This is a genomic window from Stenotrophomonas sp. 109824_Sma (assembly GCF_056480025.1).
In genome coordinates this window covers 3,114,518-3,135,845 of sequence record NZ_CM151078.1, presented here as the reverse complement: position 1 = coordinate 3,135,845, position 21,328 = coordinate 3,114,518, and the positions used below count along the sequence as shown (strand labels likewise).

At 66.9% G+C, this 21,328-nt stretch carries 23 protein-coding genes; 15 read left to right on the top strand and 8 right to left on the bottom strand.

Annotated elements, in window-relative coordinates; translation table 11 throughout:
* The first annotated feature begins 68 nt into the window (after positions 1–68).
* Both ACZK1G_RS14895 and ACZK1G_RS14890 read left to right on the top strand, forming a co-directional pair.
* The gene (locus tag ACZK1G_RS14895) at positions 69–404 is read left to right on the top strand and encodes a hypothetical protein (RefSeq protein WP_101765790.1); all 336 of its coding nucleotides are present in this window, start codon (positions 69–71) and stop codon (positions 402–404) included.
* 57 nt (positions 405–461) lie between these two features.
* A complete protein-coding gene (locus ACZK1G_RS14890; protein ID WP_049444771.1) occupies positions 462–1,097 on the top strand; it encodes a glutathione S-transferase family protein in 636 nt (211 codons plus the stop codon).
* 73 nt (positions 1,098–1,170) lie between these two features.
* Here ACZK1G_RS14890 and arsC read toward each other — a convergent pair whose 3' ends face one another.
* From arsC to ACZK1G_RS14875, 3 genes are all read right to left on the bottom strand, one after another.
* Positions 1,171–1,512 carry an arsenate reductase (glutaredoxin) gene (gene arsC, locus ACZK1G_RS14885; protein ID WP_101765789.1) on the bottom strand — a complete coding sequence of 114 codons (342 nt, stop codon included), beginning with the start codon at positions 1,510–1,512 and terminating at the stop codon, positions 1,171–1,173.
* Entirely contained in the window at positions 1,512–2,666 is a 1,155-nt protein-coding gene (locus ACZK1G_RS14880; RefSeq protein WP_101765788.1) for a phospholipase A, read from the bottom strand. The genes arsC and ACZK1G_RS14880 overlap by 1 nt, the downstream gene beginning before the upstream one ends.
* Before the next feature lie 118 nt (positions 2,667–2,784).
* Entirely contained in the window at positions 2,785–3,270 is a 486-nt protein-coding gene (locus ACZK1G_RS14875; RefSeq protein ID WP_014037793.1) for a DUF456 domain-containing protein, read from the bottom strand.
* Between the two features lie 235 nt (positions 3,271–3,505).
* On the opposite strand from ACZK1G_RS14875, the gene ACZK1G_RS14870 reads away from it, so the two are divergent.
* Positions 3,506–3,715, top strand: a complete 210-nt coding sequence (locus ACZK1G_RS14870; RefSeq protein ID WP_014037792.1) for a cold-shock protein — start codon at positions 3,506–3,508, stop codon at positions 3,713–3,715.
* Positions 3,716–3,787: 72 nt separating this feature from the next.
* On the opposite strand, the gene ACZK1G_RS14865 is transcribed toward ACZK1G_RS14870, so the two are convergent.
* Together ACZK1G_RS14865 and ACZK1G_RS14860 are read right to left on the bottom strand one after the other, a co-directional pair.
* Entirely contained in the window at positions 3,788–4,282 is a 495-nt protein-coding gene (locus ACZK1G_RS14865) for a glycine zipper 2TM domain-containing protein (protein WP_005410289.1), read from the bottom strand.
* Positions 4,283–4,418: 136 nt separating this feature from the next.
* Complete coding sequence (locus ACZK1G_RS14860; protein ID WP_101765787.1) at positions 4,419–4,853, bottom strand: cytochrome c; 435 nt, start codon at positions 4,851–4,853, stop codon at positions 4,419–4,421.
* 79 nt (positions 4,854–4,932) lie between these two features.
* On the opposite strand from ACZK1G_RS14860, the gene ACZK1G_RS14855 reads away from it, so the two are divergent.
* Positions 4,933–5,760 (top strand): tRNA threonylcarbamoyladenosine dehydratase, encoded by an 828-nt coding sequence (locus ACZK1G_RS14855; RefSeq protein WP_101765786.1) that lies wholly within the window; start codon positions 4,933–4,935, stop codon positions 5,758–5,760.
* Positions 5,761–5,837: 77 nt separating this feature from the next.
* Here the strand turns inward: ACZK1G_RS14855 and ACZK1G_RS14850 are convergent, their stop codons facing one another.
* Both ACZK1G_RS14850 and ACZK1G_RS14845 read right to left on the bottom strand, forming a co-directional pair.
* Positions 5,838–6,611: a TatD family hydrolase gene (locus ACZK1G_RS14850; protein WP_101765785.1), complete on the bottom strand. Its 774-nt coding sequence runs from the start codon at positions 6,609–6,611 to the stop codon at positions 5,838–5,840.
* Positions 6,608–6,823, bottom strand: a complete 216-nt coding sequence (locus ACZK1G_RS14845; protein WP_014037787.1) for a DUF6116 family protein — start codon at positions 6,821–6,823, stop codon at positions 6,608–6,610. Before ACZK1G_RS14845 ends, ACZK1G_RS14850 begins: the two co-directional genes overlap by 4 nt.
* 163 nt (positions 6,824–6,986) lie before the next feature.
* On the opposite strand from ACZK1G_RS14845, the gene ACZK1G_RS14840 reads away from it, so the two are divergent.
* The 11 genes from ACZK1G_RS14840 to ACZK1G_RS14790 all read left to right on the top strand — a co-directional run bounded on the left by ACZK1G_RS14840 (position 6,987) and on the right by ACZK1G_RS14790 (position 20,675).
* Positions 6,987–7,832, top strand: a complete 846-nt coding sequence (locus ACZK1G_RS14840) for a glycine zipper 2TM domain-containing protein (protein ID WP_014037786.1) — start codon at positions 6,987–6,989, stop codon at positions 7,830–7,832.
* Positions 7,833–7,958: 126 nt separating this feature from the next.
* A complete protein-coding gene (locus ACZK1G_RS14835; RefSeq protein WP_101765784.1) occupies positions 7,959–8,501 on the top strand; it encodes a GNAT family N-acetyltransferase in 543 nt (180 codons plus the stop codon).
* 176 nt (positions 8,502–8,677) lie between these two features.
* Positions 8,678–9,334, top strand: a complete 657-nt coding sequence (locus ACZK1G_RS14830; RefSeq protein ID WP_049444808.1) for a glutathione S-transferase family protein — start codon at positions 8,678–8,680, stop codon at positions 9,332–9,334.
* 78 nt (positions 9,335–9,412) lie between these two features.
* The gene (locus ACZK1G_RS14825; RefSeq protein WP_101765783.1) at positions 9,413–11,692 is read left to right on the top strand and encodes a thiamine pyrophosphate-dependent enzyme; all 2,280 of its coding nucleotides are present in this window, start codon (positions 9,413–9,415) and stop codon (positions 11,690–11,692) included.
* Positions 11,693–11,695: 3 nt separating this feature from the next.
* Positions 11,696–13,639, top strand: a complete 1,944-nt coding sequence (asnB, locus tag ACZK1G_RS14820; protein ID WP_101765782.1) for an asparagine synthase (glutamine-hydrolyzing) — start codon at positions 11,696–11,698, stop codon at positions 13,637–13,639.
* Positions 13,640–13,705: 66 nt separating this feature from the next.
* Positions 13,706–14,266, top strand: coding sequence for an NADPH-dependent FMN reductase (locus ACZK1G_RS14815; protein WP_101765781.1), 561 nt, complete (start codon positions 13,706–13,708; stop codon positions 14,264–14,266).
* A gap of 347 nt (positions 14,267–14,613) precedes the next feature.
* Positions 14,614–16,044, top strand: a complete 1,431-nt coding sequence (locus ACZK1G_RS14810; protein WP_075677331.1) for a replicative DNA helicase — start codon at positions 14,614–14,616, stop codon at positions 16,042–16,044.
* A 173-nt stretch (positions 16,045–16,217) separates the two neighbouring features.
* Positions 16,218–18,461 (top strand): TonB-dependent receptor family protein, encoded by a 2,244-nt coding sequence (locus tag ACZK1G_RS14805; protein WP_101765779.1) that lies wholly within the window; start codon positions 16,218–16,220, stop codon positions 18,459–18,461.
* A complete protein-coding gene (locus ACZK1G_RS14800; protein ID WP_101765778.1) occupies positions 18,461–20,050 on the top strand; it encodes an alkaline phosphatase D family protein in 1,590 nt (529 codons plus the stop codon). Before ACZK1G_RS14805 ends, ACZK1G_RS14800 begins: the two co-directional genes overlap by 1 nt.
* Positions 20,051–20,217: 167 nt before the next feature.
* The gene (locus tag ACZK1G_RS14795; protein ID WP_049438118.1) at positions 20,218–20,430 is read left to right on the top strand and encodes a hypothetical protein; all 213 of its coding nucleotides are present in this window, start codon (positions 20,218–20,220) and stop codon (positions 20,428–20,430) included.
* Positions 20,427–20,675 carry a hypothetical protein gene (locus tag ACZK1G_RS14790; protein WP_101765777.1) on the top strand — a complete coding sequence of 83 codons (249 nt, stop codon included), beginning with the start codon at positions 20,427–20,429 and terminating at the stop codon, positions 20,673–20,675. The genes ACZK1G_RS14795 and ACZK1G_RS14790 overlap by 4 nt, the downstream gene beginning before the upstream one ends.
* A 25-nt stretch (positions 20,676–20,700) precedes the next feature.
* Here the strand turns inward: ACZK1G_RS14790 and gstA are convergent, their stop codons facing one another.
* On the bottom strand, positions 20,701–21,303 hold the full coding sequence (gene gstA / locus ACZK1G_RS14785; protein WP_101765776.1) for a glutathione transferase GstA: 603 nt from the start codon (positions 21,301–21,303) through the stop codon (positions 20,701–20,703).
* Between the last annotated feature and the right edge of the window lie 25 nt (positions 21,304–21,328).

The following is a 21,328-nucleotide window of genomic DNA, read 5'->3' as shown; positions in this document are numbered from 1 at the left end:
CGGGAGCATTAACGAATCTGCAGCAATCGCTCTGCTACGGTCGGAATCTGCTCACACAGGAGGTGTCCATGACCCTGCTTCGAACCATCATGGTTGGCGTCGTGCTGGCGCTGGCCGGCTGCAGCACCCCGGCATCGTACGAAGGTGCGGATTTTTCCGCGTCCTCGCAGTGCCGCATGCAATGCCAGGCAGGCTATCGCAGCTGCATGGCACAGGGCAGTACCGGCAACAGTGCCTTCAGCTGCGAACAGCAGGTGGTACCAGCACCAGACAAACGCTGCAAGGACGTTGCCAACCCCGAGCTGCGCCGCGCCTGCGAGCTGAAGGCGCATGACTGCACAATGCGCGCGCCGATGATGTCCTGTGGCGAACGCCGCGATACCTGCATGAGCAGCTGCGGCTGAGCAACGGCGCTCGCACGGGCGCATAATCGGCCGGTCCACCTGCACAGGATCCGCCGCATGAGCACCACGCTGTATGGTTCGACAAGCACCGCCGCCCTGGTGGTGCACTGGCTGCTGATCGAGCTCGGCATCGAGCATGAGTTGGTGCTGCTGGATTTCGACGCGCGCGAGCACAAGTCGGCGGAGTATCTGGCACTGAATCCCGCCGGCGTGGTGCCGACGCTGCTGATCGACGGCCTGGTAATGACCGAAGCGGCGGCGATCGCACTGTACCTGGCCGACCGCCATCCGGACGCCCACCTGTTGCCCGCGCTGGGCACGCCGCAGCGCGCCGATGCCTACCGCTGGATGTTCTGGTGTGCCAATACGTTGCAGCCGGCCTATCGCGCCTGGTTCTATCCGAACGAGGTGGCGGGCGAGGCAAACGTGGAGGCCAGTCGCGAGATGGCGCGGCAGCGCCTGGAAGCGGCCTGGCAGCATGTGGCCACGCACCTGCTGGCGCATGGGCCCTATCTGCTGGGCGCAACGCCCTGCGTGGTCGACTACATGCTGGTGATGCTGATGCGCTGGTCGCGCAACATGCCCAGGCCCAGTGACACCTGGCCGCCACTCAAGGCGCATGCCACGGCGATGAAGGCGCGCCCGGCGTTCGCAGAGGTGTACCGCCGCGAAGGCATCACCGACTGGCGGTAACCGAAAAAGGGGACGGAGGGAATTAAGTCGTTTGTGCACAAGCGACGTAATTCCCTCCGTCCCCTTTTTGGGGTTACAGGATCTCCAGCACCGTTTCCGGTGGGCGGCACAGCCGCGTGCCCTTGGGGGTGCGCACCACCGGACGGTTGATCAAGTGCGGGTGTTCGGCCATCGCGGCCAGCAGGGTGGCATCGTCGGCATCTTCCAGCCCGAGTTCGGCGAACTGGGTTTCCTTGCTGCGCACCAGATCGCGCGCGCTCAGTGCCGACTCGGCCAGCACCTGGCGCAACGTGGCCGCGTCGGGCGGATTGCCCAGGTACTCGATCACCACCGGATCGAAGCCCGCATCGCGGATCAGCTTCAGTGCGCCGCGCGAGTTGCTGCAGGCCGGGTTGTGCCAGATCGTCACGTCCATCAGAACCACTCCAGCAGCGACACGCCCACGCCCACATAGGTGGCCTTGTGGTTGTAGTCGATCATGCTCTCGCCATAGCCGTCGAAGATCTGCACATGGCCACGCAGCAGGTTGCTGATCGGGAAGCCGTAGTCCAGCTGCAGTGCACCGTGGGAGCGGCTGCCGGTGCGCAGTGAATGGCGTGCCATCAGCGCGACCTCATGCCCGTTGCGGTTCCAGATCAGGGTCGCGTCACCCCGGCCCATGTAATCCTCGATGTCCGGATTGTTGTCTTCGCTGCGGCTTTCCGGGATGCGGTACCAAGGGCGCAGCACCAGCGCCCAGTTCTCGCGATCCAGGCCGATGTTGAGCATGACCCGGTTCCAGCTGCGCGAAAGCGGATCGGCCCGTCCGTTGGACTGGTGGTTGAGGCTGATGCCGGTCATGCGCCCGCGCCAGCCACCGATCGAGTAGCCGTTGCGGAACACCATCATCACTTCCGGTTCGTAATTGGTTTCGCGGAACGGGCGCGAATCCTCGCTGTTGTAGGCCTGCCAGCGCGAGCTCTGGGTGTAGCCGGCCCAGATGTCGCCGTTGTCGCCAAACAGGTTCTCGGCGATCTTGGTCTTGAAGCTGATCTGGAACTTCAGCTCGGCACTGTCCAGCACCTGCGGCGTGGTGACCGTGTTGGCCGGGTTCGGCGAGTGCGGCATGGTGTTGCGGTCGCTGGTCCAGAACGCGGGCAGCAGGTACACCGGCTTGTAGGCGCGCAGCTGGAACGGGCCCAGCTTGGAGTCCTCGGCCAGCTCCCAGCGGCTGTCCAGCAGCGAACCGCGGCCGGCGTTGGCCAGCGCGCTGTCCGGTGCCGCCGGGCGGAACAGGTCGCTGACCCGTTCGCGCAGTTTCTCTTCGCCTTGGCTCACGCGTGCGGTCTGGCGCTCTTCGCGGCGGGCCTGTGCGGCTGCCTCGGCAGCGGCGTCGGCAGCGGCGGTGGCCTGCGGGGTGTGCGCGAACAGGCGGTCATAGCAGGCCAGGCGGGCCGCGTCGGTGGTGATGGCCGCGCAGGCGGCCGGCGAGGTGTCGGCGCTGGGTGCGAACTCCTGCGCGGCCAGCGGTGCACTGGCCAGGGCAAGCGCCAGCGGCGCCAGACGGGGAAGCAGCGTGGGGAGGGTCATTGCAGCAGGCCCTTCGGTGGATACGGGAATCGCACAGTGTGGCGGCTGCACCGGATCGCGGCCAGCCCTACGGTTTATGCACGGCCACGGCGTGCGCGTGGCGTGAAGGCCAGGTGGCTCAGAAGAACCAGGCGAACGCGAACAGGCCCAGCATCGCGATCACCACCGCTAGTTTCAGTGCCAGGCCGAGCAGGATGCCGAGCCAGGTGGCCAGGCCGACCTTGGTCGAGCGGCCGAGTTCGCGGGTGTGCCAGTACTCGCCGAGCAGGGCGCCGATCAGGGGGCCGGCAAACAGGCCGATGGGCATGAAGAACAGGCCGACGATGCTGCCGACGAAGGTGCCCCACAGGGCCTTGCGGCTGGCGCCGACGCGCTGCGCGCCGACCACGGTGGCCAGCACGTCCACCAGCAGTGAAAGCAGGGTCAGCACACCCAGCGCGACCAGGGTGGGCCAGCCGACATGGGCGAAGCCGTCGGCCCAGGCCGCCAGCAGCAGTCCGATGAACACCAGTGGGATGCCTGGAAGGGCCGGCAGGACGATGCCAGCGATGCCGATCAGGACAAAAATGACCGCTAGCAGATATAAGATGAATGAGAGTCCCATGCTGTCCCGTATGGTGTCCGTTTTGGGGTTGACAGTGAAAGATTTTGCCAGTTGCTTTTTCGTTTTGGGCGGGTTAAGTTGCAGTCGCTGAGCTTGGCAAGGTCACCGTGGATCGTGGCCTGATGAAGCAAGATCTTTCCGATCCGCTGCATCGATGCACCTCGCTTCCCCCTTGCTTGTCAGCCGCCCACCGGGCGTTTCCAACAACAAGAGAGAGTCAAAGGGAGTTAGTGAGATGGCTGAGCGCGAGACCGGTACCGTAAAGTGGTTCAATGATGCGAAGGGCTTCGGCTTCATCAGCCGGCAGAATGGCGAGGACGTGTTCGTGCACTTCCGCGCCATCGAGACCCAGGGCTTCAAGAGCCTCAAGGAAGGCCAGTCGGTGACCTTTGAAGTCGTGCAGGGCCAGAAGGGCCTGCAGGCTGACAAGGTGCAGCCGGTGTAATACCTGCCGCCCGTCGGCATGAAAAAGGCCCGCGCAAGCGGGCCTTTTTCTTTGCCGTTGGCCCGGTGCAGGTCAGCGCAGGATGACCTTGCCATTGACCACGCGCACGTAGGTGTTCTCGCGGATGCCGCCGAGATCGCGCTGGTTGACCACGATGGTACGGCCATCATCCATGCGCACGCTGATGTCATAGGTATCGCTGGTGACGTTCTTCTGGATCTGGTTGCCGGCCAGGGCGCCACCGACCGCGCCTGCAGCGGCAGCGATGTTCTTGTTGCCACGGCTGCCACCGGTGTGGTCGGAGATTTCATGGCCGGCCACGGCGCCGACGATGCCGCCGAGGATCGCGCCGGTCGCGCTGGGCGCGGTGCGGCCCGAGGGCACGGTGTTGATGCGGGTGACGATGCCGCAGTCGGCGCAGCGGCCCTGGTTGTAACCGCCATTGTTGCCGTAGCCGCCGTTGTTGTAGCCGTTGTTGTAACCACCGCCGCCGTAACCGGGCGAGGTGGCACAGCCGGCCAGGGCGAGGGTTGCGATGGCACTGGCAGCGATGAGCTGGATCTTCATGAGGCGTCTCCTGGCCGTGAAGGCGGGTGCGTTGGGTGGTACTGCGTCATGCAGCAGGGTGGACGAATCCTCTCCTTTCGAACGTGAACAACGCGCCAACCGTGCGTGCCCTGACCGGCTGCAGGATGAATGCGCGTCAGCGGAAGTCCTGGTGGCAGGCACGGCAGTCCGCCTGCAGTGTTTCCACCACCTGGGCGAGGGCTTTGCAGTCGCCTGGCGGTGAGGCCAGCGCCGTGTTGAGGTTGCCGCGCAGCTGGCTGGCGTGCTGCTGGAACTGCGCACTGTCCTTCAGCCCGGGAAAGGCCAGATCCAGATCGTTGGACAACATGCGTATGGCCTGCAGGCGCGGCACGCTGTCGGCCAGGCTGCAGCGGTTCTGCTGCTGGGCCTGCTGCAGCAGCTGCGACTGCCGCTGCATCACCTGCATGAGGCTGTCCGGGAACGGGTCACGGCGGGCCTGCAGGGCACGGCTGACCATCACCGTGGCGATCAGGCCGATCAGCAGGCCCAGGCAGAGCACGAACAGGTAACGATGGGCGGTGGACAGGCGGCGGGGCGGGCTGGCATTCATGCGGGCTCTCTGGGCTTGCAACGGTGGGTTCGATGCCGGCGTACTGCGGGCGCCGGCACCTGCACGTTAAAATAGCCCGATGAACGAACAGGTCAAACAACGCTTCGCCGGCATCGAACGGCTGTATGGCGTGGGCGCGCTCGAGCGCCTGCAGGGCAGCCGCGTGGCGGTGGTGGGCATGGGCGGCGTCGGCTCGTGGGTGGTGGAGGCGCTGGCCCGTTCGGCGGTCGGCCACCTGACCCTGATCGACGCCGACGATATCTGCGTGTCCAATACCAACCGGCAGCTGCCGGCGATGGAAGGCAACTACGGCCGCAACAAGGCCGAAGCAATGGCCGAGCGCTGCCGGGCGATCAATCCGGACATCGAGGTCGACGCCGTGCAGGCGTTCCTGACCGTGTCCAACATGGCCGAGCTGCTGGACCGGGGGTTCGATCTGGTGATCGATGCCTGCGACAGCTTCCGGGTCAAGGTCGAGACGATCGCCTGGTGCCGCCGCCGCAAGCTGCCGTTGCTGACCGTTGGTGCCGCCGGTGGCCGTACCGACCCGACCCTGGTGCGCATCCGCGATGTCTCTCGCACCGAGCACGACGCCATGCTGGCGCTGATCCGCAAGAAGCTGCGCAGCGAATTCAACTTCCCGAAGAACGCCAAGCGCTATTTCGGCGTGCCGGCGGTGTATTCGCTGGAGAATGTGAAGTACCCGCAGGCCGATGGCAGCGTCTGCGGCATCCGACCGAACCTGGGCGCCGATGCGGCGCTGAAGCTGGACTGCGGCGCCGGCCTGGGCGCGGCAACCCACATCACCGGCGCGTTTGCCTTCGCGGCGGTCGGCAAGGCGCTGGAGATGCTGCTGGAGCCGAAGAAGGTGAAGGCTGAAGTGATCGAGGATCACGCCGACGCGTGACGGTAGTGCCGGCCGCTGGCCGACAACTCCGGAATGTATGAATCAGCGCAGATGCCGGCCAGCGGCCGGCACTACCGCTATAGCGCTGGCAGCGCGAACAGCCGCCGCGCATTCTCCGTCGTGGCCTGGGCCACGGCGTCCAGTTCCATCCCGCGCAGCGCGGCCACATGGCGGGCAATGGTCGCCAGCCGCGCCGGTTCGTTGCGCTGGCCGCGGATGCCGGCGTCGGGCTGGTCGGGCGCGTCGGTTTCCAGCAGCAGCTGTTCCAGCGGCATTTCGCGCACCAGCCGCTGCAGGCGCTGCGCGCGGTCGTAGGTCAGCGGACCGCCGAGACCCAGCAGGAAGCCCTGCCGGTGCAGTTGCGCGGCCTGTTCGGGGCTGCCGGAAAAGCTGTGCACCACGCCGCGCAGGCCGCCGATGCGGCGGATGGCGGCGATCACCGCATCTACCGCGCGTCGCGCGTGCACGATCACCGGCAGCTCGAACTCACGGGCCAGTTCCAGCTGGCCGATGAAATACGCCTGCTGAGCCTCGGCATCCAGTCCTTCGACGAAGAAGTCCAGGCCGCATTCGCCGATCGCGCAGGGGCGCTCGCGTTCGATCCACTCGCGCAGCAGCGGCAGGTGCCCAGGCTGGTGCTCGGCCAGGAACATCGGATGCAGGCCGTAGGCCGGGTACAGCCCCGGCGCCTGCTGGCAGACCTCGCGCAGCTTCGGCCAGCTGGCTGCGGTCACCGCCGGTACCACCTGCAGGCGCACCCCAGCCGCCTGCGCACGCTCGACCACGGCGGCGCGGTCACGGTCGAACTCGCTGGCGTCCAGATGGCAGTGGCTGTCGACCAGCACGCTCAACGCTGTTCCAGCGGCGGGGGCGTGATGGCGTTGCGGCTCTTCCAGTTGGCCAGCAGCAGGGTGCCGAAGCCCAGCACCAGCTCATCGACGAACGGGATCGGGTCCGGGATGAACAGCGTCAGCACGAACAGGCCGGCGGTGAGCTTGAACAGGGTCGGGTAGCGCAGCCGGCGGGCCCATTGCAGTACCGGCAGCAGCATCGGGTTGGCCATGGCGGGAATCCTCGTGGGGAATATGCAAACGCTACCACGGGCCCAGCATTTCCCGATGCTGAATGGGTTACAGCAATGAGCAGGAAATGTGGAGATTCCGTTCAGGCAGCGCATGCTGCAATCTGGCCTGAGAACGTTGCGGATGGTCCGCAAGGAGCAGGTCATGAAAAGCACAACTACAACTGTCCTGGTCGCAGCGGGCGCGCTGCTGGTCGGTGGCATCGCCACCGCCGCCTTCATGAAGAGTGGCGACAAATCGCCCGATTCCATCAGCGCCGCAACCCCCAATGGCGAGTCGCGCCTGGTCGATGGCAGTGCCACCGACGATGGCGCGCGTGGTGACAAGCTCGACCCGTCCGCACCGCGCGGCCTGGAGTACGCCGATGTGCTGAAGGTCGATCCGATCACCGAAAAGCAGAAGGCGTATGCCACCGTGATCGGCACCGATCCGGTGCGTGAGACCTCCACCACCCAGACCCCGCACGAGGTCTGCCAGGACGTGACGGTGCAGGAGCGCCTGCCGGAGCGTGATGGCAATGTCGGCGGCACTGTGGTGGGCGCTGTGGTCGGTGGCCTGCTCGGCAACCAGGTGGGTGGTGGCAACGGCAAGAAGGCCGCGACCGCCGCCGGTGCCGTGGCCGGTGGCTTCATCGGCAACCAGATCGACAAGCGCCATGTGGGTGGCCGCGTGGTCAACCGCACTGAGCGCCAGTGCCACACCGAGACCGCCACCTCCGAGTCGAGCCGCGTCACCGGTTACAACGTGACCTATCGCAACGAGGACGGCACCACCGGCACCATGCGCATGGCCAGCAAGCCGGGCAACCGCATCGCCATGGGCAACACCGATGTGGTCAAGGGCTACAACGTGACCTACCGCTATGACGGCGCCGAGAAGACCGTGCGCATGGACAACAAGCCGGCCAGCGATCGCCTGCCGGTGGTCGATGGCCAGCTGGTCACGCAGACCGCTGCCGCCGGTGCCACTGCCGCAGCCACGCGCCAGTAATCCCGGCGAAGCATGCAGTACCTGACGGGCCGGCTCATGCCGGCCCGTTTCGTTGTAGCCGGCGATATTCATCCGCGCAGGGAAGCGATCCTCCATCATGGATGCCCCCTTCGACTTGGAGCCGGCATGAGCATCTTCGACCTGCGCATCGAAACCGAGCGGCTGATCCTGCGCCCGCTGCTGCGCGAGGACTACGAACCATATCTCGCGTTCTGCGCCGACGAAGACACGATGCGCACTCTCGGTGGCGTGCAGCCGCCGTCGGTGGCCTGGCGCGGTTTCTGCAGCCTAGCCGGCGCCTGGCAGCTGTTCGGCTTCTCGATGTTCAGCGTGATCGAGAAATCCAGCGGCGACTGGATCGGGCGGATGGGGCCGTGGCAGCCGCAGGACTGGCCGGGTACCGAGGTCGGTTGGGGCATCCGCCACGCCAGCTGGGGCAGGGGCTATGCGCCGGAGGCGGCGGTCGCGGCGATCGACTGGGCCTTCGATACGCTGGGCTGGGAGGAGGTGATCCACACCATCGCCGAGAACAACGACAACTCCCGGGCCGTGGCACGCAAGCTCGGCAGCACACTGCTGCGCATGGGCGAGTTGCCAGCGCCGTACAACGACAAGCCGATGCAGATCTGGGGCCAGTCGCGCGAACAGTGGCGGCAGCGCGCGCGCTGAGCATTGCCCGGTAGTGCCGGCCGCTGGCCGGCAATCTCCTTGCAGCAGGGCTCATGCGAGTGCCGGCCGGCGGACGGCACTACCGTGCAGTCATGCTGCACTCGCGCTTGGCATTCACCGGCGTGCTTGCCAGACTGCACGCAGCCGGCCGCCGGCCGGATCCGAGGGAGCAGGCAATGGTGGAAGAGCGCGTCCCGTTGACGGTGCACGGCATGTCGGTGTCAGGCAATTGCCACAAGGTCCGCCTGTTGCTGGAGCAGCTCGGCAGCCGCTACCGCTGGGTGGAAGTGGACAGTGCCCATGGCCAGACCCACACCCCTGAGTTCCTCGCGCTCAATCCCAATGCGAAGGTGCCGCTGATCGTCCGCGACGATGGCCGCGTGCTGACTGAATCCAACGCGATCCTGTTCTGGCTGGCCGAAGGCACGCCCTACCTGCCCACCGATGGCTGGGAGCGTGCGCAGGCACTGAGCTGGATGTTCTTCGAGCAGTACACGCACGAGCCGTGCGTAGCGGTCGCGCGCTTCATCCGCGGCTGGACCCCGCCTGAGTCGCCGCGCCGCGCCGAACTGCCACGCCTGCACGAGCGCGCCGCCACCGCACTGGCGGTGATGGAGCAGCATCTGCGTGAAGCGCAATGGTTCACCGGTAGCGGGTACGGCATCGCCGACATCGCGCTGTTCGCCTACACCGACGTCGCAGGCGAGGGTGGAATCAGCCTGCAGCCATTCCCGGAGGTGCGTGCCTGGCTGCAACGCGTGCGCGGGCAACCGCGCTTCCTGCCGATGCCGGCGGTGACCGCCGAGGTGCGCGCACGCTTCGAGGCCGCGTGACGCTCACCAGGGTGACCCCCACAGGGTAGCGCCTGGCCAACGCCGGGCGGAATGCAGCAACGACACGGAGGGTGTTCGATGTTCGCTGTGGTTCCAGATCCGATTCCCGCACGCATGCGCGTGCTCAACCGCGCCGACGTGTGCGACGCCAATTTCCTCGACGCGGTACGTGGCTGGCGTGGCACCCCACGCCCGCGCCCGGCGCCGGATGCGCCGATCCTGCCGGGCAGCACGCTCACTGCCGCCGCGTTTGGCGAGCTGTTCGATTCGCAACTGGCCAGCCGCCAGCTGGACCTGATGGCGCGCGTGCTGCGCGTGCAGAACAAGGTTTTTTATACCATCGGTTCGTCCGGCCACGAGGGCAACGCGCTGCTGGCGCGGGCCTGCCGGCATACCGACCCGGCATTCCTGCACTATCGCTCCGGAGCCTTCATGGCCGAGCGTTCGCGCCAGATGCCGGGCATCGACCCACTGCGCGATGCCGCGCTGTCCTTTGCTGCCAGCGCCGATGACCCGGCCAGCGGGGGGCGCCACAAGGTGTGGGGCAGCAAACCGTTGTGGGTGCTGCCGCAGACCTCGACCATCGCGTCGCATCTGCCGAAAGCGCTGGGCACCGCGCTCGCCATCGAAAGCGGCAAGCGGCTGGGCCAGGAACTGCCGATTCCGGCCGACAGCATCGTGCTGTGCTCGTTCGGCGACGCCTCGGCCAACCATGCCACCGCGCAGACCGCGTTCAATACCGCGATGTGGTCGGCCTACCAGAAGCTGCCGGCGCCGATCCTGTTCGTCTGCGAGGACAACGGGCTGGGCATTTCGGTGAAGACGCCGGAAGGCTGGATTGCCGAACGCTTCAGCCGCCAGCCGGGGCTGGACTATTTCTTCGCCGATGGTCTGGACCTGGCCACCGGACACGCCCAGGTGCAGGCGGCGGTGGAGCACTGCCGGCGTACGCGGCGGCCGACGTTCCTGCATCTGCGCACCACGCGCCTGATGGGGCACGCCGGTACCGACTTCGAGGTGGAATGGCGCGCGTTGCCGGAGCTGTGTGCGGCCGAGGCGCAGGACCCGCTGCTGCGCTCGGCACAGATTGCGATGGAATCGGGCTGGATGGATGCGGCCGCCATCGAGGTGGCCTACGAGACGATGCGTGCGCGCTGCATGGCGGCCGCCGCCGATGCCGAAGGACGCCCGAAGCTGCAATCGCTGCGCGAAGTGATGGAGCCGCTTGCGCCCTATACGCCGGCTGCGGTGCAGGCCGAAGCACGGCGCGAGGTGCCCGCCGGGACACGCGAAGCGCTGTATGGCGGTGCGGAGGCCCTGCCCGAACGGCAGGCGCCACGCCACCTGGCGATCCAGATCAACCATGCCCTGCAGGAACTGCTGGCGAAGTATCCGCAGAGCCTGCTGTTCGGTGAGGACGTCGCACAGAAGGGCGGTGTCTACACCGTCACCAAGGACCTGCTGCGCCGCTTCGGCCCACGCCGGGTGTTCAACACCCTGCTGGACGAGACCATGATCCTGGGCATGGCGCAGGGCCTGGCCAACCTGGGCATGCTGCCGATTCCGGAGATCCAGTACCTGGCCTACCTGCACAACGCCATCGACCAGGTGCGCGGCGAAGCGTGTTCGCTGCAGTTCTTCTCCAACGACCAGTACCGCAACCCGATGCTGGTGCGGGTGGCCGGGCTGGGCTACCAGAAGGGCTTCGGTGGCCACTTCCACAACGACAACTCGATCACCGCGCTGCGCGACATCCCCGGGCTGGTGGTGGGCTGCCCGTCGCGTGGCGACGATGCGGTGATGATGCTGCGCACGCTGGCCGCACTGGCGCGGGTGGATGGACGCGTGGCGGTGTTCCTGGAGCCGATCGCGCTGTACATGAGCAAGGACCTGCACGAAGCGGGTGATGGCCAGTGGCTGTTTGACTATCCGGCACAGGGCCAGGCACTGGTGCCGGGCGAGGGCCGGGTCTATGCGCCGGAGGCCGGCGACCTGGTGATCTATACCTATGGCAACGGCGTGCCGATGGCATTGCGCGCATCGCGGGCGATCGAGCAGCAGCTGGGCTGGCAGGTACGGGTGGTCGACCTGCGCTGGCTGGTGCCGCTGGACGCCGGCTTCATCGCCGCCCAGGCTGCCAGCGCTCGCCGGGTGCTGGTGCTGGACGAAGGGCGCCACAGTGGCGGGGTGGGGGAGGGCGTGGTCACCGCGCTGGTCGAGGCGGGGTTTGGCCATCTGCCGTTGCGCCGGGTCTGTGGTGCCGATACGTACACGCCACTGGCGGGGGCAGCAATGTTCGGGCTTCCAAGCGACAATGCGGTGATTGGCGCCGCCCTCGACCTGGCGCAGGAACCCTGATGCATGTGTGGATTGGCGGGAATGTTGTTGCCGGCGCCGCTGGCGTCGGCCGAGGCGCTGCAGGCGCAGGCCCTGGCCATGGGCCAGGCGCTGCACCACCGCGGGCCGGATGATGGCGGCAGCTGGATCGATGCCGAGGCGGGCATCGCGCTGGCGCATCGGCGGCTGAGCATCCTCGACCTGTCCCCGCTGGGCCACCAGCCGATGGCCTCGGCCGACGGCCGCTACGTGATGGCCTACAACGGCGAGGTCTACAACTTCGCCGCCCTGCGTGAGGAACTGGAGCCGCTGGGGCATGCCTTCCGCGGCCATTCCGACACCGAAGTACTGCTGGCGGCGATCCTGCAGTGGGGCGTGGAAGACACCCTGCAGCGTTGCAACGGCATGTTCGCCATCGCGCTGTGGGACCGCCAGGAGCGTTGCCTGTGGCTGGCCCGCGACCGCGTCGGCAAGAAGCCGCTGTACTACGGCTGGGCCGGCGACACGCTGGTGTTCGGGTCTGAACTGAAGGCGCTCTGGCAGCACCCGGCGTTCGACAACGACATCGACCGCGATGCGCTCACATTGCTGCTGCGGCTCGATTACATTCCCGCGCCGCACAGCATCCACCAGCGCTGCTACAAGCTGATGCCGGGCCGCGTGCTGCGCCTGGACGCGGCGGTTGTGGCCGCAGGTGCCGCGGCACATCGCCCGGAGCAGGCGCAGCGCCCGTACTGGGATGCGCGTGCACGCATGCAGGCGGCGTTGGCCGCGCCGTTCCAGGGCCGCATCGAGGAGGCGGAGGAACAGCTGGACACGCTGCTGCGCGACGCGGTGGCGCTGCGCATGGTGGCCGACGTGCCGGTCGGCGTATTCCTGTCCGGCGGCACCGATTCATCACTGGTGGCGGCGCTGATGCAGGCGCAGAGCGGGCAGCCGGTGCACAGTTTCAGCATCGGCTTCACCGACTCGGGGCATGACGAAGCGCCGCTGGCCAGGGAGCTGGCGGCCCACCTGGGCTGTGATCACACCGAGCTGTACGTCAGCGGTGCCGACGCGCTGGCGGTGGTGCCGCAGTTGCCGGCGATGTTCGACGAGCCTTTTGCCGATGCGTCGCAGGTGCCGACCGCGCTGGTCGCCCGGCTGGCACGGCAGGGGGTGACCGTGGCGCTGTCCGGCGACGGTGGCGATGAGCTGTTCTTCGGCTACACCCGGTATGTACGCGCGCTGCGCAACTGGCAGATGCTCGGCCGCGTGCCGGGGCCGTTGCGGCGCTGGATGGGCGCACGCGCGCAGCAGCAGGGCGAGGCCTCGCGGACCGGTGGCCTCGCCGCGCTGCTGGCCGAGACCGGCGCACGTGGCATCGGCGACGTCTACCGCAACCGCATCTCGCGCTGGCGCGACCCGGCCGCGGCGGTGCCCGGCGCGCAGGCCGCCGGCAGCTTCTACGACCTGGCTGATCCGCTGCACGGCGCGGGCACGCCGGCCGATGCGATGATGCTGGCCGATTTCGTGACCTACCTGCCGGACGACCTGTTGTGCAAGGTCGACCGCACCTCGATGGCAGTCAGCCTGGAGGCGCGCGCACCGCTGTTGGACTGGCGCGTGGCCGAGTTCGCCTGGTCGCTGCCGCTGGGCTTCAAGCGCAGTGAGACGACCAGCAAGGTGTTGCTCAAGCGCGTGCTGGGTCGTTACGTGCCGCATTCGATGGTGCACCGTCCCAAGCGCGGTTTCGGCGCACCGGTCAGCGATTGGCTGAAGGGTGACCTGCGGCCCTGGGCCGAGGACCTGCTGCAGCCGGCGCGGCTGGAGCGTGAGGGCGTGCTGTCGGCGGCGGCGGTGCAGCCGTTGTGGCAGCAGTTCCTGGGAGGGCAGCGCAAGTGGCATACCCATCTGTGGAACGTGCTGATGTTCCAAGCCTGGCAGGCGCATTGGCGGCAGGTGCGCGCGACCGTCACGGGCGGTTGATCTTCACCGGCCTGCACGGGCCCGGCGACTAGGCTGGGCCTCCCGCACCGTGAGGAGTATGTCCCGATGTCCGTCCCCACCATCGCCGTGTTCGTCGGCAGCCTGCGCAAGGACTCCTGCAACCGCAAGCTGGCCCATGCGCTGGAGAAGATCGCCGGCGATCGCGCGCGCTTCCAGTACGTGCAGATCGGCGACCTGCCGCTGTACGACCAGGACTTCGACGCGCACTATCCGCCGCAGGGTACCCGGCTGAAGAACCAGGTGCGCGCCGCCGACGCGGTGCTGTTCGTGACCCCCGAGTACAACCGGTCGGTGCCGGGCGTACTCAAGAACGCCATCGATATCGGCTCGCGCCCCTACGGTGACAGTGCGTTTGCCGGCAAGCCGGCGGCGGTGATCGGCGCCTCCATCGGCCAGATCGGTACCGCCGTGGCCCAGCAGCACCTGCGCAACAGCCTGGCCTTCCTGGACATGCACGTGCTGGGCCAGCCCGAGGCGTTCATCCACTTCAAGGATGGACTGATCGATGCCGACGGCACGATCCACAACGAGGGCACGCAGAAGTTCCTGCAGGGCTACGTGGACCGGTTCCTGGCGCTGATCGCGGTACACGTGAAGGGCGATTGAGACCGATGGGGTCAGAGCCCTCTGCTTCGCAGAGGGATCCGACCCCAGCCATGCCCGGGGTCGGATCCCGTCGCGCAGTGGCGGGTTCTGACCCCACGCCCAGCAGAGCGGGCCAGAGCCCGTATGTTGCACGGGTTCCGACCCGGGTCGCCTGATCTGCGATAATGCTCCGCTCGGGTGCCGCAATGGCGCCTGTCGCAGGCAGTGCGACGCCCCCACGCCAGTCTGGCCAGGCGCCGGCGGATATCCCCCGTTTCTCCACGGCTTATCCACAGGCTTGTCCATGGCCGCCGGGGTCGGCGCATGCCTACACTCGTCTGGCCCACTTTTGCAGGAAACACCGCAGCATGTCCGCTCGTCCCGGCTTCCGTTCCAACCGCAGAGAGCGCGGTGATGGCTTCGATCGCGATCGCGACGAGTCGCGCATCGACCAGTTGCGGGTACCGCCGCATTCGGTGGAGGCCGAGCAGGCGGTGCTGGGTGGCCTGATGCTGGCGCCCGAGGCGTATGACCGGGTCAACGACCAGCTGACCGAAGGCGACTTCTATCGTCGCGATCACCAGATGATCTACCGGGCGATCCGCGAGCTGTCCGAGCGCGAACGGCCGTTCGATGCGGTGACCCTGGGCGAGTGGTTTGAATCGCAGGGCAAGATGGAACTCGTTGGCGACGGCGCCTACCTGATCGAACTGGCCAGTACCACGCCGTCGGCCGCCAATATCGTGGCCTACGCCGAGATCGTGCGCGACAAGGCGGTGCTGCGGCAGCTGATCCAGGTCGGCACCGACATCGTCAACGACGGTTTCCAGCCCGAAGGGCGTGACAGCAGCGAGCTGCTGGCCTCGGCGGAAAAGAGCGTGTTCGCCATCGCCGAACAGGGTGCGCGCGGCCGTACCGATTTCGTGGCCATGCCTGGTGCGCTGAAGGATGCCTTCGAGGAGCTGCGCAACCGCTTCGAGAACGGCGGCAACATCACCGGCCTGCCGACCGGTTACAACGATTTCGATGCGATGACCGCCGGCCTTCAGCCGACCGACCTGATCATCCTCGCGGCGCGCCCGGCAATGGGCAAGACCACCTTCGCGCTGAACATCGCCGAGTACGCGGCGATCAAGTCGAAGAAGGGCGTGGCGGTGTTCTCGATGGAAATGTCGGCATCGCAGCTGGCGATGCGCCTGATTTCCTCCAATGGCCGCATCAACGCGCAGCGCCTGCGTACCGGCCAGCTGGAAGACGAGGACTGGAGCCGCGTCACCAGCGCGATCAAGATGCTGAAGGAAACCAAGATCTTCATCGACGATACGCCGGGCGTATCGCCGGAAGTGCTGCGCTCCAAGTGCCGCCGCCTCAAGCGCGAGCATGATCTCGGCCTGATCGTGATCGACTACCTGCAGCTGATGAGCGTGCCGGGCAACAGCGAGAACCGCGCGACCGAAATCTCGGAGATCTCGCGTTCGCTGAAGGGTCTGGCCAAGGAACTGAACGTGCCGGTGATCGCGCTGTCACAGCTCAACCGCTCGCTGGAAACGCGTACCGACAAGCGCCCGGTGATGGCCGATCTTCGCGAGTCGGGCGCAATCGAGCAGGATGCGGACATGATCGTGTTCATCTACCGCGACGACTACTACAACAAGGAAAACTCGCCGGACAAGGGCCTGGCCGAGATCATCATCGGCAAGCACCGTGGTGGCCCGACCGGTTCGTGCAAGCTGAAGTTCTTCGGCGAGTACACCCGCTTCGACAACCTGGCCCACGATTCGGTCGGCTCGTTCGAGTAACGGTGATGCCGGCCACTGGCCGGCAATCACCTACCAGCCGATAAACCATTCGGAACGCAAAAATTCCGTATGTGGCGTGTAAATGACATGTAACGCGCCGCTTCTACGATTCCGCCGCTGCTGCCCTTCGACGCCGCCCTTCGGCGTCCAGCGTGCCCAAGGAATCCGCCTCCATGTCGTCCCACGCTCCGCTTCGCCGCAATCTGCTGGCCCTGCTGGTCTGTGCTTCGCTGCCGTCGCTCGCTGCCGCTGAAACCGCCCCCGCCCCCGACGCGCCGTCGGCGACCACCCTCGATTCGATCTCGGTGATCGGCCGCGGCGAAGCCCGCCAGGTGCAGCGCGTGACCGCCGAGGACATGAAGATCCTGCCGCCCGGTGCCAACCCGCTGAAGCTGCTGGCCAGCAAGCCGGGCGTGCACTTCGAGTCGGCCGATGCCACCGGCGCCTACGAATGGTCCACCACCATCAGCCTGCGTGGCTTCAACCAGAACCGCCTGGGCTACACGCTCGATGGCATCCCGCTGGGCAACATGGCCTATGGCAACAGCAACGGCCTGCACATCAGCCGTGCCGTGATCAGCGAGAACCTGGGCGGTGCCGAAGTGTCCACCGGCATCGGCGCGCTTGGCACGCCGTCCACCAGCAACCTCGGTGGCGTGTTCCAGTTCTATTCGATCGATCCGTCCACCGAGTACGGCGTGGTGCTGGCGCAGGGCTTCGGCAGTGACAGTGCGCGGCGCAGCTATGCGCGCCTGGAGACCGGTGAGCACCAGGGCTTCGCCGCCTACCTGTCCGGCGTGTATTCGGAAGGCGACAAGTGGAAGGGCAAGGGCTCGCAGGAGCTGAAGCAGTTCAACGGCAAGGCCACCTACAACTTCGGAACAGACAGCAGGATCACCGCGTTGTTCAACGCTTCGCGCCGCGTCGAGGCCGATTACCAGGACCTGTCGCTGGAGATGATCGATCGCCTCGGCTGGGACTGGGACAACTACGCGCCGGACTGGGATCGCGCCGTCGCCGCGGCACGCGGGAAATTCAGCGGCGGCGTCAACAGCCCGTGGGATGCGTACTACTCCGGCCACGGCCTGCGCAACGATGACCTGTCCAGCATCGCCGGCGATTTCGGCCTGAACGAGTCGATGCGGTTGAAGGTCAATGTCTACAACCACAGCAACCGTGGCCAGGGCCACTGGTTCAGCCCGTCCAATCCGTCCAACCCGGGCACCAGCCGCGAGATTCCGATCTCGATCCGCACCACCGAGTACGCGATCGACCGTACCGGCGTGACCTCGGCGTTCACCTGGAACGTTGGCGGCCACGAACTGGAAGCCGGTCTCTGGTACGAGGACAACGGCCACAGCGTGCAGCGCAACTTCTACTACATCGACGGCCCGATCACCGACGACTTCTTCCTGCGCAACCCGGACCAGCGCGTGTGGCACCAGCGCTACACCACCATCACCCGCCAGTTCTACGTGCAGGACCGCTTCCGCCTGTTCGATGACCGGCTGACCATCGACATCGGTGCGAAGTCGCCGCACACCCGCACCAGCGTGCGCACGCCGCTGGGCAGCTATGCCAACAACAGCAGCCTGACCTCGAAGAAGGGCTTCCTGCCGCAGGCCGGCTTCAACTTCAAGCTCAACGAAGGCAACGAGATCTTTGGTTCGTTCGCCAAGAACATCGCGGCCTATGCACTGGGTGTGGGCAGTCCGTTCAACGTGCCGCAGGCCGCCTTCGATGCCAGCGCGCAGAACCTGAAGCCGGAACAGTCGCGCACGATCGAGCTGGGTTGGCGTGGCTACGGCCGTGGCTATGAAGCCTCGGTTGCGGTGTACGACGTCAAGTTCGACAACCGCCTGCTGGCGATCGCACAGTGCGTGGGCATCCTCGGTTGCCCGGCGCTGTTCTCCAACGTGGGTTCGGTGACCAGCCGTGGCGCCGAGGCGACGCTGCAGCTGAAGCCGATGCAGGACCTGTCGTGGTCCAACGCGCTGTCCTGGAATGACAGCACCTATGACAACGACTACGTGAACAACGGCGTGGTGCCGACCCGCGGCAAGAAGACCGTCGACACCCCGGAATGGATGTTCGCCAGCACCCTGGCCTGGACCCCGGGCCCGTGGGACATGCGCCTGTCGGCCAACCACGTGGGCAAGCGCTACGTGACCTACACCAATGATGTGTCGGTGCCGAGCTACTGGCTGGTCAACGCTTCGGTGGCCTATGACTTCGGCAAGCTCGGCCCGGCGCAGAACCTGACCGTGGCGTTGAACCTGACCAACCTGACCGACAAGCGCTACCTGTCTTCGATCAACACCAACGGCACCTACGCCGCCGACCCGACCCGCAGCCTGGCGACCATGCAGGTCGGTGCGCCGCGCCAGGTGATGGCTACCGCCACCGTGCGCTTCTGATGCGCGGGCCTGTCGATCCGGAACGCCGTCGTCGTCTGCTGCGCATGGCGTGGCAGGGCACGGGGGCGGCGATCGCGCTGGCGGCGATGCCGGGGCTGGCCACGGCCGGCCCACGGCCGCGGCTGGGGCGCGATCCGTTCACCCTCGGTGTCGCCGCCGGTGATCCGGATCCACAGGGGGCCGTGTTGTGGACGCGGCTGGTACCGGACCCGCTCAATGGCGGCGGCATGCCGTCGCGGGCGGTGCCGGTGCGCTGGTTCGTGGCCGAAGACCCCGGCATGCGCCGGCTGGTGCAGCGGGGGACTGCGGCCGCGGTGCCCGAGCTGGCCCACTCGGTGCACGTGGAGGTCAACGGACTGCGCCCAGGCCGCGACTACTACTACCGTTTTGCCTGCGACGGCGATGAGGAAAGCGCGGTCGGCCACTTCCGCACCGCGCCGCTGCTGGACACGCAACTGCAGCAGCTGCGGCTGGCCCTGTGCACCTGCCAGGCCTGGAACAGTGGCTACTACCCGGTCCTGCGTGATATCGCGAAGAGTGATGTTGACCTGGTGCTGCATGCCGGTGACTACCTGTACGAGTACAGCCCGCTGCAGAACGCGCGTGGTCGCGCGCTGGATGCTGAGCGCTTCAGCGGCGAGACCGTCAGCCTGGAGCGCTACCGTGACCAGTACGCGCTGTACAAACTCGATCCGGATCTACAGGCCGCGCACGCCGCACACGCGTTCGCGGTGATCTGGGACGACCATGAAGTGCAGAACGATTACTCCGGCATCCACCCGGAAAAGCCCGGCGTATCGACCGAAGATTTCATCGTGCGTCGTGCGGCAGCCTATCGCGCGTTCTACGAACACCTGCCGATGCGCAGCTCGCCGGCGGGCAATGGCGGCCTGCGCGTGCACCGGCGCCTGCGCTATGGCGACCTGGCACAGCTGACGCTGCTCGATTGCCGCCAGTTCCGCCCGGCCAATCCCTGTGGCGTCGGCGAGTCGCCACGCTGTGATGCCGCACTGGACCCGCGCATGAGCATGCTCGGCGTGGGCCAGGAAGCGTGGTTCGCGCAGTCGATGGCCGCCGCGCAAGGCACGCGCTGGAACGTGGTGGTGCAGCAGCTGTTGATGGCGCAGCTGCGGCTGGACGGCGGCACGCCACGCGAGCGCTTCTGGAACGACGCCTGGGATGGCTATCCCGCCGCACGCAACCGGTTGCTGCAGGCGATGCAGGCGGGCGGGCAGGGCAATGCCATCGTGCTGGGCGGTGACTGGCATTCCTCTTTCGTCAACGATCTGAAGCTGGATTTCGACGCGGCCAGTGCGCCGGTCGTGGCCACCGAATTCATCGCCCCGGCAATCAGCAGTGGCGGCGACGATACGCCCTATGGCCCGTACTACGGGCCGTCGATTCCGCAGAATCCGCATATCCGCTATTTCGACGGCGACCGCCGTGGCTGGTGGAAGCTGCAGCTGAACCGGCAGACCATGGACGCCGAGCTGCGCTTCGCCGACAGCGTGCTGCGCCCGGATGCGGCGGTGCGTACAGCGGCGCGTTTCCAGGTGACCCACGGCCGCCCGGGCGCAGTCCCGGTGTGAATCCGATCCTGATCGATGGCGGGTAGTGCCGGCCGCTGGCCGGCAACCGCATTAACCACTGGTTTCATCGCTCCCAGCCCGGGTTTCGTCGCAAACCGTTTGCGGGCGGCCTGGGCGGGGCGCCAAGGTGTCCGCAGGCGGCAGGGTGCCGCCCCAAGGAGACCGTGATGAAGACCCTGTTCGCGCTCGGTGTGTGGTGCCTGCTGTTCGTGCTGTGCTGGCCGCTGGCGATCCTCGCCCTGATCGCCTGGCCGTTCGTGTGGCTGCTGAGCCTGCCGTTCCGCCTGGTCGGCATCACCTTCTCGGCGCTGTTCGCCTTCCTGCGCGCGCTGTTCATGCTGCCGGCGCGGTTGCTCGGTGGTCGGGTGGTTCCCGCATGAGGAGGGTGCTGCTGGTCGGTCTGGCCCTGTTGGCGGCCCCGGTACTGGCCGCACCTCCAGCGCCGCCCTCGGTGTGGCTGGAACGCCAGCAGACCGCCGCTGCCGATGAGGCGAACGCTGCAGCGGTCTCTGTGCAGAAGGCCAAGGAGCGCTGCAGGGTCGCGAAGGAATGGAAGGTCGGCGATACGGTTGTGCAGCACAGGGTCTGTGAGGATCCGCCGAAGAAGCCCACTGGGAAGGTGTAGAGCCGAGCCCATGCTCGGCTCCACCTCATGCTGCCTCGGCACGCAGCGCCGCCTGCACGGCCGGTCGTGCGTTGATCCTGCGGACATAGGCAGGCAGGGCCGGCCACGGCGCCAGATCGATGGAGAAGAAGCGGCACCAACCCAGCACCGTAAACAGGTAGGCATCGACCACGCTGAAGTCGGGCCCCATCAGGAAGTCCTGCGTTGCCAACGTCTCCTGCAGCAGGTCGAAACGCTTGAACAGCTTCTGCCGGAAGAAGGCTTTGGCCGCTTCCGGCAGATCGGCGTTGAACAGCGGCGCCGAGCCGGCGTGGATCTCGCTGGTCACGAAGTTCAACCACTCCTGCAGTCGCACCCGCTCCCAGCTGCCGGCGGGCGGCGCCAGCGCGCATCCGGGTTTCAGGTCGGCCAGGTACTGGACGATGGCCGGGCCTTCGGTCAGCACCTGCCCGTCATCCAGTTCCAGCGCCGCGACATAGCCTTTGCGGTTGATGGTGCGGAAATCGCGGCCATCGGCGGTCTGCTTGCTGGCGTTGTCGACCTTGATCAGCTCGAAGGGCAGGCCGAGCTCACGCAGCACGATATGGGGCGACAGCGAGCAGGTGTAGGGCGCGTAGTACAGCTTCATGGACGGTCTCGAGGGGGAAAGGACG

What these genes read in the sequence shown, in the direction of transcription:
- ACZK1G_RS14840 (WP_014037786.1), top strand. Translation starts at nt 6,987, where the DNA reads ATGAAAAGCACAACTACAACTGTCCTGGTCGCAGCGGGCGCGCTGCTG.
- ACZK1G_RS14875 (WP_014037793.1), bottom strand. Translation starts at nt 3,270, where the DNA reads ATGGGACTCTCATTCATCTTATATCTGCTAGCGGTCATTTTTGTCCTG.
- ACZK1G_RS14880 (WP_101765788.1), bottom strand. Translation starts at nt 2,666, where the DNA reads ATGACCCTCCCCACGCTGCTTCCCCGTCTGGCGCCGCTGGCGCTTGCC.
- ACZK1G_RS14815 (WP_101765781.1), top strand. Translation starts at nt 13,706, where the DNA reads ATGTCCGTCCCCACCATCGCCGTGTTCGTCGGCAGCCTGCGCAAGGAC.
- ACZK1G_RS14865 (WP_005410289.1), bottom strand. Translation starts at nt 4,282, where the DNA reads ATGAAGATCCAGCTCATCGCTGCCAGTGCCATCGCAACCCTCGCCCTG.
- asnB (WP_101765782.1), top strand. Translation starts at nt 11,696, where the DNA reads ATGTGTGGATTGGCGGGAATGTTGTTGCCGGCGCCGCTGGCGTCGGCC.
- ACZK1G_RS14800 (WP_101765778.1), top strand. Translation starts at nt 18,461, where the DNA reads ATGCGCGGGCCTGTCGATCCGGAACGCCGTCGTCGTCTGCTGCGCATG.
- ACZK1G_RS14825 (WP_101765783.1), top strand. Translation starts at nt 9,413, where the DNA reads ATGTTCGCTGTGGTTCCAGATCCGATTCCCGCACGCATGCGCGTGCTC.
- ACZK1G_RS14835 (WP_101765784.1), top strand. Translation starts at nt 7,959, where the DNA reads ATGAGCATCTTCGACCTGCGCATCGAAACCGAGCGGCTGATCCTGCGC.
- ACZK1G_RS14845 (WP_014037787.1), bottom strand. Translation starts at nt 6,823, where the DNA reads ATGGCCAACCCGATGCTGCTGCCGGTACTGCAATGGGCCCGCCGGCTG.
- ACZK1G_RS14810 (WP_075677331.1), top strand. Translation starts at nt 14,614, where the DNA reads ATGTCCGCTCGTCCCGGCTTCCGTTCCAACCGCAGAGAGCGCGGTGAT.
- ACZK1G_RS14870 (WP_014037792.1), top strand. Translation starts at nt 3,506, where the DNA reads ATGGCTGAGCGCGAGACCGGTACCGTAAAGTGGTTCAATGATGCGAAG.
- ACZK1G_RS14790 (WP_101765777.1), top strand. Translation starts at nt 20,427, where the DNA reads ATGAGGAGGGTGCTGCTGGTCGGTCTGGCCCTGTTGGCGGCCCCGGTA.
- ACZK1G_RS14830 (WP_049444808.1), top strand. Translation starts at nt 8,678, where the DNA reads ATGGTGGAAGAGCGCGTCCCGTTGACGGTGCACGGCATGTCGGTGTCA.
- arsC (WP_101765789.1), bottom strand. Translation starts at nt 1,512, where the DNA reads ATGGACGTGACGATCTGGCACAACCCGGCCTGCAGCAACTCGCGCGGC.
- ACZK1G_RS14895 (WP_101765790.1), top strand. Translation starts at nt 69, where the DNA reads ATGACCCTGCTTCGAACCATCATGGTTGGCGTCGTGCTGGCGCTGGCC.
- ACZK1G_RS14795 (WP_049438118.1), top strand. Translation starts at nt 20,218, where the DNA reads ATGAAGACCCTGTTCGCGCTCGGTGTGTGGTGCCTGCTGTTCGTGCTG.
- ACZK1G_RS14860 (WP_101765787.1), bottom strand. Translation starts at nt 4,853, where the DNA reads ATGAATGCCAGCCCGCCCCGCCGCCTGTCCACCGCCCATCGTTACCTG.
- ACZK1G_RS14890 (WP_049444771.1), top strand. Translation starts at nt 462, where the DNA reads ATGAGCACCACGCTGTATGGTTCGACAAGCACCGCCGCCCTGGTGGTG.
- gstA (WP_101765776.1), bottom strand. Translation starts at nt 21,303, where the DNA reads ATGAAGCTGTACTACGCGCCCTACACCTGCTCGCTGTCGCCCCATATC.
- ACZK1G_RS14805 (WP_101765779.1), top strand. Translation starts at nt 16,218, where the DNA reads ATGTCGTCCCACGCTCCGCTTCGCCGCAATCTGCTGGCCCTGCTGGTC.
- ACZK1G_RS14855 (WP_101765786.1), top strand. Translation starts at nt 4,933, where the DNA reads ATGAACGAACAGGTCAAACAACGCTTCGCCGGCATCGAACGGCTGTAT.